A 3,357-nucleotide genomic window follows, 5' to 3' on the forward strand; every position below is an offset into this window, starting at 1 on the left:
GTCGGTGGCCGGGTCGGTCGAGGTCACGACGGGGTCATCCCTTCACTGCTCCAGTGGTCAGGCCCGACAGGAACGTGCGCTGGAAGGCCAGATAGACGAGGACGCTCGGCACCAGTGCGACCAGGGCGCCGGCCAGCAGCGCCCCGATGCCCACCTCCGGTACGGAGCGCATGAGTTGCAGCCCGACGGTCAGGGGGTACTGGTCGGGGGACGTGGCGACGATCAGGGGCAGCAGATACTGGTCCCAGATCATGTTGAAGCCGAAGATCACGACGACGCCGAGGCCCGGCTTGCACAGCGGCAGGATGATCTGGCCGAAGATCCGCAGCTCGCCCGCGCCGTCGACCCGCGCGGCCTCCTCCAGTTCGAGGGGGATCTCCTTCATGAACTCGCTGAGCACGAAGATGGAGAAACCCCAGCCGCCCATCGGCAGCACCATGCCGAGCAGCGTGCCGCGCAGGCTGACGCCCAGGCCCGGAAGGTCGCCCAGGACGAGCGAGAGCGGGATGGCGATGACCTCCTCGGGCAGCATCATCGTCGCGAGGATCACCATCAGCGCCAGGGCCTGCCCGCGGAAGCGGTGCCGGGCGAGCGCGTACGCGGCGAAGACCGTGACGCTCACCTGGAGCAGCAGCGCACTCCCGGTGATCAGCAGGGAGTTGCGCAGATACGTCCACAGGCCGCGCTCGCCCGCGATCTCGAAGTTGTCCAGGGTCAGGCGACGGGGGAGCAGGGACATCTGCGACGGGTCGGGTGTGCGGTCGAAGGCTCCCGTGAGCACCGCGAGCAGCGGGCCGCAGAACACCAGCAGCACCAGCGCGTACAGCACGAGCCGGGTCGAGGAGGCGAGCGGCCGGCCGCGGCCCCAGCCCCAGCCCAGCGCCGTGTCGTAGCGGGATGCCGCCGGGGAAGCCGTACCGGATGCCGTCGGGGAAGCCGTACGGGAGGCGGTCGGGGAAGCCGTACGGGATGCTGTCATGACAGCTCCTTCCGGCGCCGATACCACGTCACACCGCCGGTGAGGACGAGCGTGAGCAGGAAGAGGACGACCGAGCAGGCCGAGGCGAACCCGAGGTCGTTCGCGCGGAAGCCGAGGTCGTAGATGCGGGTCATCAGCACGTCGGTGGAACCGGCCGGGCCGCCGCCGGTGAGGATGTACACCTCGGTGAAGACCCGCATCCCGCGGATCGCGGCCAGCGTCAGCAGGATCGTCACGACCGGACGCAGCGCGGGCAGCGTCACATGGCGCAGGCGGCGCACCAGCCCGGCGCCGTCCAGGGCCGCCGACTCGTACAACTGCCGGTCGATGGAGGCCAGTCCGGCGAGCACGATCATCATGTCGTACGGGGCGTTCTTCCAGATCCCGACGACGATCACCCAGCCGAGCGCCTGGTCCGGATCGTCGAGGAAGCGCTGTGCGTCCGAACCGAACCAGGACAGGAGGGAGTTGAGCATGCCCTCCTGCCCGGGGAAGTACAGCAGCCGCCACACCTCGGCGACCACCGCGACCGCCGCGACGACCGGCAGGAAGGCGGCCGAGCGCACGAACCACAGGGTCCGCGCCCGCCCTTCGAGCAGCAGCGCGAGGACGAAACCGAGGAGCATCGCGCCCGCCGTCTGCGCCACCGCGTACACCACGGTGTGGCCGAACGCCCGGCGGAAGGACTCCTCGTCGAGGATCCGCGTGTAGTTGTCCAGGCCCACCCACTGGTCGCCGAGGAACGGCTGCACCTTGTAGAAGCTGAGGTTGATGCCTTTCGCCATCGGCAGGTACTTGAAGTACAGGAAGAGCAGCAGCGCCGGGCTGAGGAACAGCCATGGCAGGGCCGCCCGGCGCAGCCGGACCCGGCGGGCCGAGGGGGCGGACCCGGGTCGTGGGGGAGGCGGCCCCGGGTCCGAGCGTGTGGGATCACCCGTGGCGGACGACGGGCCCCTGGCGGCGGACGGGCCCGTTGCGGCGGCTGTCATCCCCCGTACACCTTCTGTGTTTCGAGCTCCTGCTTGAACTCCTCCGCCAGCTTGGTGAGTTCGGCCTTCGGGTCGGCGTCGCAGCGGGCGAACAGGCCGTTGAGGGTCTCCCCCGACTTCTGGCGGAACGGCTGCCAGTTGGGAACGTTCGGGGTGTAGCGGCCGTGCGCGGTGAACTCGTCGACGAACATCTTCCAGCGGGCGTCGCCGCCGCGCTCCGCGACGGTGTCGACCTTCTTGTTCACCGAAAGGCGCACGGGCGGCTCGGGCATGGTGCTGTTGAGGCCGATCTTCTGGCCCTTGGGCGAGATCAGGAACTCGGCGAGGCGGCGCTGCTGCTCCTGGAGCTTCGAGCCCGCCATGAGGTAGACGTTCTCGCCCTCCGCCAGCGTCGCCTGCCCGCCGGGCCCGGCGGGGGAGGGGATGACCTCGAACTTCTTGCCGAGGTCCACGTCGTACTTGCCGACCATGTACGGGCCGGTCATGTAGACGCCCGCCTTGCCGCTGCTGAAGAACTCGTGGGCGTCCTTGGTCTGGAGGGTGAGCGCGCCCGGCACGACGACCTTCTCCTCGCAGAACAGGTCCTGCATCCACCGCACCGCGGCCACGGACTGCGGGGAGTCGATCGCGGGGACGTACTTGCCGTCGCCGGCCTCGGTGAGGAAGTCGCCACCGCCCTGCCACAGGTAGGAGGACGCCCACCAGGAGGCGTAGCCGCGATCGGTGGAGGCGGGCACGAGCATCCCGTACGTGTCGTCCTTCCCGTTGCCGTCGGGGTCCTCGGTCTGGAAGGCCGTGGCCAGGGCGGTGAGGTCGTCCCAGGTCTTCGGCTGCTTCAGACCGAGCTTCTCGCGCCAGTCCTTGCGGATGAACGTGGCGAACGACTGCACGTTGAAGGGCACGCCGTAGTACTTGCCGTCGTACGCCTTGGCCTGCTCCCACGCCCGGTCGAGCACATCGGCCGACCCCTTCAGCCTGTCCCTGTCGACTTCCTGGACCAGCCCCTGGGAGACGTTCGTGCCCAGCATTCCGGAGTCGTTGATGACGATGTCGGGCAGGTCCCGGGCGCTCGCGGCCTCGGCGACGCGCTGCTCGAAGTTGTCCAGGATCGGGGTGTACTCGACCTTCACCCCGGTCTCCTCGGTGAACTCGGCGAAGATCTTCTTGTACACGGCTCCGCTGACGGGGGAGGAGCGGGACCACACCTCCAGGGAGCCGTCGGACGAGCCGCCCGAGGACGAACCGGTGCCGGAACCGCAGGCGGTGAGGGCGGTGAGGCCGGCCACCGCCAGCGCGGCGGAGAGGCGGCGGGACGTACGCATGAGAAGGGCTCCGATCGAGGGGGAGTGAACGGGCAGTCGGCGGATCGGCGGATCGGCGGATCGGGGG

General features: G+C 69.4%; 3 protein-coding genes. All 3 read right to left on the reverse strand.

From position 1 onward, the window contains the following. Positions 1 to 34: 34 nt before the first annotated feature. A complete protein-coding gene (locus tag FNH04_RS43465; protein ID WP_152791750.1) occupies positions 35 to 979 on the reverse strand; it encodes a carbohydrate ABC transporter permease in 945 nt (314 codons plus the stop codon). Next, positions 976 to 1,968: a carbohydrate ABC transporter permease gene (locus FNH04_RS43470; RefSeq protein WP_152791751.1), complete on the reverse strand. Its 993-nt coding sequence runs from the start codon at positions 1,966 to 1,968 to the stop codon at positions 976 to 978. The genes FNH04_RS43465 and FNH04_RS43470 overlap by 4 nt, the downstream gene beginning before the upstream one ends. Next, positions 1,965 to 3,357: ABC transporter substrate-binding protein (locus FNH04_RS43475; protein WP_322725559.1), on the reverse strand; the 1,393-nt coding region annotated here is incomplete at its 5' end. The genes FNH04_RS43470 and FNH04_RS43475, both read right to left, overlap by 4 nt.

The sequence above is a fragment of the Streptomyces phyllanthi genome (assembly GCF_009377205.1).
Taxonomy (GTDB): Bacteria; Actinomycetota; Actinomycetes; order Streptomycetales; family Streptomycetaceae; genus Streptomyces; species Streptomyces phyllanthi.